The following is a 7,002-nucleotide window of genomic DNA, read 5'->3' as shown; positions in this document are numbered from 1 at the left end:
GATCCTCGCGCTCCGATCGTCACCCATATGGTGTGATACAAGATCGGCAGCGCCGACGAGCCGCCCGGCAAATCCGGCATCGCGCATTTCTTCGAGCATCTGATGTTCAAGGCGACGGCCAACCACGCCGCCGGCGAGTTCGACCGCGCCGTATCCGAGATCGGCGGCTCGAACAACGCCTTCACCTCCTACGACTACACCGCCTTCCACGAGACGGTGGCGCCCCCGGCGCTGGAGCAGATGATGGGCTTCGAGGCTGACCGTATGCGCAACCTCATCCTCACCGACGACGTCATCAAGACCGAGCGCGACGTGATCCTCGAAGAGCGCCGATCGCGCATCGACGGCAGTCCGCAGGCGGTGCTCGACGAAGAGGTCGACGCGACGCTCTGGCAGAACCAGCCCTACCGCATTCCGGTGATTGGTTGGATGCAGGAGATGGAGCAATTGAACCGCACCGACGCCAAGGCCTTCTATGACAGCTACTACCGGCCGAACAATGCGGTGCTGGTGGTGGCCGGCGACGTCGATCCCGACGCCGTGAAGGCGATGGCCGAGAGGACCTATGGCAAGGTCGCGCGCGGGCCGGATCTGCGGCCGCGCATCCGCCCGGTCGAGCCCGAGCAGAACACCAAGCGCACGGTGACGCTTACCGACGCGCGCGTCTCGGTGCCGAGCTTTTCCGCGCAATGGGTGGTGCCATCCTATCATACCGCCAAGCCCGGCGAGGCCGAGGCGCTCGACCTTCTGGCCGAGATCCTGGGCGGCGATAACCGCAGCCGCCTCTATCAGCAGCTCGTGGTGAAGCAAGGCATTGCCTCCGAGGCCGGCGCCTTCTTCCAGGGCACCATGCTCGACGCCACCAACTTCACTGTCTATGGCGCGCCGCGCGGCGACGCCAAGCTTTCCGATGTCGAGGCGGCCGTCGACGCCGAGATCGCCCGGATCGTCAAGGACGGCGTGACCGACGACGAATTGGAGCGGGCCAAGACGCGCTACGTCCGCTCGATGATCTTTGCCCGCGACAAGCAGGACGACATGGCCAATATGTACGGTTCGACGCTCGCCACCGGCGGCAATGTGAGCGATGTCGAGGAATGGCCGGATCGCATCCGCAAGGTCACCGCCGGAGAGGTCAAGGCGGCGGCCGTCCGCTACCTGGTGCTCGACCGTTCGACCACCGGCTATCTCTTGCCGCAGCAGCAGGCGGGGAATTGACGATGAACGTAGTTTCTGACCGCATGAGCGCCTTTCCTTCTCCCCTTGTGGGAGAAGGTGGATCGGCGCGCAGCGCCGAGACGGATGAGGGGTGTTGGAAGAAACGCGGCCTATCTCGTTGGGCATTGAGGACTGGCGGTTTCCAAGGTCGCGCTCCGTCCAGCACCCCTCATCCGTCGCCTTCGGCGACACCTTCTCCCACAAGGGGAGAAGGAAAGGTGACGCGCATCGTTGCCACCCTCTGCTTCGCCTTGTTCTTCCTGCTGCTGCCTGCGCTTGCCGCCCACGCGGAGATGAACATCCAGGAGGTCAAGTCGAAGAAGGGCGTCACCGCCTGGCTGGTGGAGGACCATTCGATCCCGCTGGTTGCCGTCCGCTTCGTCTTCGATGGCGGCACCGCGCAGGATCCCGCCGGCAAGGAAGGGCTAGTCAATTTGATGACCGGCCTGTTCGACGAGGGCGCCGGCGATCTCGACAGCGAGGCCTTCCAGTCGAAGCTCGACGATGCCGGCGCCGAGATGAGTTTTCAGGCGGCACGCGATGGCACCTATGGCTCGATGCGCATGCTGTCCGATCAGAAGGACGAGGCTTTCGGCCTGCTGAAGCTGGCGGTGAATAGCCCGCGCTTCGACCAGGCGCCGATCGACCGCATCCGCGCCCAGATACTCTCCGGCATCCTCACAAATGAGCGCGACCCCAACACGGTCGCCCAGCAGCGCTGGCTGCGCGCGATCTATGGCGAGCATCCCTACGCGCGGCCGGACGAAGGCAACAAGAAGAGCCTCGCCACCATCACTGCCGACGACCTCAGGGCCTTCCACAAGGCGAATTTCGCCCGCGGCGGCCTGCATGTGGCAGTGGTGGGCGATATTGACGCCGCCGCGCTGGGCGGCAAGCTGGACGAGGTGTTCGGCGATCTGCCGGACAAGCAGACGCTGGCGCCGGTTGCCGACATCGCGCCCAAGCTCGGCCAGCAGCTCGAAGTGAATTACGACCTGCCGCAGACCTCGCTGCAGCTTGCCTGGCCTGGCGTGAAACGGAGCGCCCCCGATTTCTACGCCGCCGTGCTGATGAACGAGATTCTCGGCGGCTCGACCTTCACGTCGCGGCTTTACGAGGAGGTGCGCGAGAAGCGCGGCCTTGCCTATGGCGTCAGCTCGGATCTCGTCGATCACGAGCATTCCAATGCGCTGCTGGTCACCACCGCGACGCGCTCCGACCGTGCCGCCGAGACGCTCTCGATCGTGCGCCAGGTGGTGAAGGAGATGGCCGAGAGGGGGCCGACCGCGGAGGAGCTCGCCGCGACCAAGAAATACATGATCGGCGCCTACGCCATCAACAATCTGGATTCTTCCAGCTCGATCGCCGCGACATTGGTCGAGCTGCAGATCGACAATCTCGGCATCGACTACATCAAGCGCCGCGCCGCGCTGATCGACGCCGTGACGCTTGCAGACGTCAAGGCGGCGGCAAGGAAGCTCCTGTCAACCGATCCGGCGGTGATGGTGATCGGTCCGCCGCTGGTCCAGGTGGCTGGAGGCGGCAAGGGATGAGCCCGACCTTCGCGGTTGCCTTCGGCGGCGGCGGCGCGCGGGGACTCGCGCATATCCATGCCATCGAGGCGCTGGACGATCTCGGCATCAAGCCGGTGGCGATCGCCGGCTCCTCCATCGGCGCCATCATGGGCGCCGGCATGGCCGCCGGCATGCGAGGGGCGGACATCCACGCCTACAGCCGCTCGATCCTCGGCAGCCGCGCCGAGATGGCGGCGCGCATGTGGCGCTCGCGGCCGGGCACGATCGCCGAAGCCATGCAGGGTGGCATCCGCGTCGGCCAGTTCAACATCGAGCGCATCCTGAAAGCCTTCCTGCCGGAGGCCATTCCCGCGACCTTCGAAGAGCTGAAGATCCCGCTCAAGGTGACGGCGACCGACTATTTCGGACACAAGCTCGCGGTGTTCGCAGAGGGCGACCTGCGATCGGCGTTGGCAGCCTCGGCAGCCATTCCGGCCATGTTCCGCCCGGTGACGCGCGATGGTCGGGTGCTGATCGACGGCGGCATCTACAACCCGGTGCCCTTCGACCTGGTCGAGGAGGACGCCGACATCATCATCGCCATCGATGTGGTTGGGGCGCCGAGCGACGCCGAGCGCAAGCACCCGACAACGATCGACCTGCTCTATGGCGCCAATCAGCTGATGATGCAGTCGATCATCGCCAACAAGCTCAGGCAGCATCCGCCGGACATCCTCATCCGCCCGGCCGTCTCGAAATACCGCGTGCTCGACTTCCTGAAGATCGAGACGCTGCTGGCCGACACGGTCGAGATCAAGGACGAGCTGAAGCGCGCCGTCCATAAGGCGATTGCCGAGCATGGCGGCAAGCGGGGCAAGAAGGCGGTGTGAACGATCAACCTCTGGCCGACTCGCTCCACCTGTCGCCAATCTCCGTTGACTTGGACTTCCATGGCTATCAATGCAGTTTATCCACAAATGCGTACAAGTACGCGTTTTGTCATTAACTCTTCATCGAATTGGCTGTTGACGCCCCCCGGGTAAAGTTAATAATGTACTAATATAGGGGTAGCGCGAATTATCTCCCGACCGGCAACAACGAGTTACGGCGCTACTGGGGCAGGGGAAACGCAGCGCGGTTATTATAGCCGTCGCAGCCATCACCATCGAGCCACCGCCTGTCTGTGAACGCCATTTGGGCTGGCGGTTCATAGACGGGCCGTCGGGTTGCGCCTGGTTGCATGGCAATTTGAGCAATTTCTCTTCCCCTTAGACTGGGCGCCGATTCGTCGGCATGGGGTGGTCTGTCGTCGACTAGACGGCAATGAGCGGCGCTGCGGCGCCCGCCAAGGGGTAGAAATAGATGGCTACTACGCAAATTTCCGGTGCAGGCGGCACCACGACGTCGTTCTCCAACACGCCGCAGGCACAGGGCGATGTCTTCAACTACAGCGAGGACACAGCCGTCGTCGTTTCCGGCTCCCAGTCCATCATCCTGCTGGATGTTTTGGCGAACGACTTGGGTGGGAATGCCAAGACCCTCTATTCGATTGACGACGGCACGTCCGCAACGACGTCCACCAAGCAGCCCGCCCCCCTCGACCTGACGACCCAGGATTATCAGACGAGCGGCATCTCCGCCTGGGAGGACATCGGCGGCGGCGTCCGGATCCGCATCAACAACGGCAAGGTCGAGATGGACCTCAGCCAGTATCTGCAGCAGCATTATGGGCTTTCCAGCCTGCAGGCGCTCGGCGCGGGCGACCAGATAAACGAGACCTTCACCTACGCGATCAAGCTCGGCAACGGAACGCTGAGCTGGGCCAGCGTCAACGTCAACATCCAGGGCACCAATGACGGCGCCACGATCACCGCCGCTCCCGGCGCCGACAGTGCCGTGGTTGAAGCGGGCGGCGTCGCCAACGGCACGCTGGGCGACCCCAGCGCGCACGGGCAGTTGATCATTTCAGACGTTGATGCCGGCCAGAACCATTTCCAGACCCCGCCGAGCCTCCAGGGAACCTACGGCAATTTCACCTTCGACACGGCATCCGGCGCCTGGACCTATGCCCTCACCCAGGCCCTAGCTGACCCGCTGACGCAGGGCCAGCACGTCACCGATACCTTGACCGTGACATCGGCCGACGGAACCGCGAGCTACGACATCGTTGTCAATATTACTGGAACCAACGACGCGGCGGTGATCACCGGCGATGCGACCGGTTCGGTCACCGAGGCCTCCGGCGTCGCCAACGGCACGGCCGGCACCTCGCCGGCGACCGGCGATCTCGACGCCACCGACGTCGACAGCGCCACCGACTTCTCGGTGGTGACCAACGGCGTGCACGGCACGCTGAGCATCAATGCGGCCGGCGAGTGGAGCTACGTGCTCAACGAGGACGATGCCGCCGTGCAGGCGCTCAATGCCGGCGATCCGGCGCTGACCGACACCATCACGGTGCAGACCTCGGACGGCACCCAGCAGAACATCGTCATCTCGATCAACGGCGCCAACGACGCGGCGGTGATCACGGTTAACGGGGTACAAGACACGTCCGTGACGGAAAAGGGCGGCGTGGCCAATGGCACTCCTGGTGATGCGACGGCGTCTGGCGATCTCAATGCGACCGACGTCGACAATGCCGCGACCTTCAATACGCAGACCGCTGCCTCCAAGAGCTATGGCACGTTCTCGATTGATGCGAACGGAACCTGGAACTACACGCTCGACGACAACAATGCTGCCGTGCAGGCGCTCAACAGCGCTGGCGCGAACACCACGTTGCATGAACTGGTGACGGTGACCACCGTCGACGGAACCCAGCAGGTGATCGACATCACCATACATGGAGCGAATGATGCCGCAGCGCTTTCTTCGGCCTTGTTGAACCTGACCGAAGGCAATGCGGCCGCCGACATCTCGACCTCAGGGTCATTGACCATCTCGGATGTCGACAGCGACCCACACTTCGTCGCCCAGGCCGGCACGGCCGGCAACTACGGCACCTTCGCCATCGATGCCGATGGCAACTGGACCTATACCGCCTCCTCTGCGCATGACGAGTTCGTGGCTGGCCAGCACTATGCCGAGAACTTCGACGTGGTCAGCGCCGACGGCACCCATACCTCGGTCGCCATCGACATCCTCGGCACGGATGACGGCCCACCGCGCTTTGCTCCGACCGACATCCAGCTCACACCTGACACCAGCCCCACCGGGGATGTAAATTTCAATCAGTTCAGCTTCTCGGGAACGCTGAGCGCGACCGACCCGGATTCCGGCAGTTTTGTATACAGCATCACCTCGCAGTCGGATGCGGGCCTGTTTTCGATCAGCGGGAATACGCTCAGCTCGGCAAGTCTCACGACAAGCAACACAGCCACCGTGACCGTGCAGGCCACCCAGGTCGGCGATCCGGCCGGGCCTGCGTATCAGTATACAGAGACATTCCAGTTCATTACCGGCAGCAACGGCAATTCGGGAGAGACCTTCAACAGCCCCAGCAACAACGGTGACGACGTCCTCTACGGCAACGGCGGCGCGGATCAGATTTTCGGCCTGGCCGGCAACGATACGCTGTTCGGCCAAAGCGGCAACGACACGCTGAACGGCGGCGATGGCAACGACAAACTCGTTGGCGGTGTTGGAGCTGATACGCTGACCGGCGGCGCGGGGGCCGACACGTTCTATTATGGATCGGACGTCTCGGATTCGCCGGCAAGTGCCGCAAACGACACCATCACCGACTTCGTGCATGGCGTCGACAAGATCGACCTGTCATCCATAGACGCCAATACCGCCAGCGGCGGCGATCAGGCGTTCCTCTTCGGCGGGCTGAACGCGAATACCGTCGCCAACAGCATCACCTGGTCGGAGGTCGGCGGCAACACCATCGTCCACGTCGACGTGACCGGCAATACGACGGCCGACTTCCAGATCACGCTGACCGGCATCAATCTCGGACTGACGGCAAGCGACTTCGTGCTGTGAGGAAGGAGGTGAGCCCGCGGCCACGCGCGGCTCACCTCGTCTCCCGCAGGCCGACGATTCGAGGTTACGAATTAAGGTTTACATCAGGTTTACGAGCGGATCGCGTGGCCGATTGAGGGATCGGGAGTAGGATTTCTTCAGGGCAAGCAGTTTGGGCAGGGGGCGGTTCTCCGCTGGGTATGTGAGTTTCGACAAGAAATCCAAGATCGTCAGGGATGCGCTTCTCGCCTGCCGCCGCTATTTCCTCTTCGCGGCGGCAGGCGAGAAGCGCATCCCTGAC

The 7,002-nt window shown here is 63.4% G+C and carries 3 protein-coding genes and 1 pseudogene; all 4 read left to right on the top strand.

What is annotated here, in order from left to right:
* Nucleotides 1-1,218, top strand: a pseudogene (locus tag EOA38_RS23215) (pitrilysin family protein); the annotation flags it as partial.
* 218 nt (nucleotides 1,219-1,436) lie between these two features.
* A complete protein-coding gene (locus EOA38_RS23205; RefSeq protein ID WP_126094411.1) occupies nucleotides 1,437-2,771 on the top strand; it encodes a pitrilysin family protein in 1,335 nt (444 codons plus the stop codon).
* On the top strand, nucleotides 2,768-3,622 hold the full coding sequence (locus tag EOA38_RS23200; RefSeq protein ID WP_126094410.1) for a patatin-like phospholipase family protein: 855 nt from the start codon (nucleotides 2,768-2,770) through the stop codon (nucleotides 3,620-3,622). The genes EOA38_RS23205 and EOA38_RS23200 overlap by 4 nt, the downstream gene beginning before the upstream one ends.
* Nucleotides 3,623-4,094: 472 nt before the next feature.
* Nucleotides 4,095-6,722 carry a VCBS domain-containing protein gene (locus tag EOA38_RS39295; RefSeq protein ID WP_189434827.1) on the top strand — a complete coding sequence of 876 codons (2,628 nt, stop codon included), beginning with the start codon at nucleotides 4,095-4,097 and terminating at the stop codon, nucleotides 6,720-6,722.
* Nucleotides 6,723-7,002 lie beyond the last annotated feature (280 nt).

This window comes from Mesorhizobium sp. M1E.F.Ca.ET.041.01.1.1 (assembly GCF_003997355.1).
Lineage (GTDB): Bacteria > Pseudomonadota > Alphaproteobacteria > Rhizobiales > Rhizobiaceae > Mesorhizobium.
Note: the sequence above shows the minus strand (reverse complement) of the source record. Positions and strands in the feature narration are given on the sequence as shown.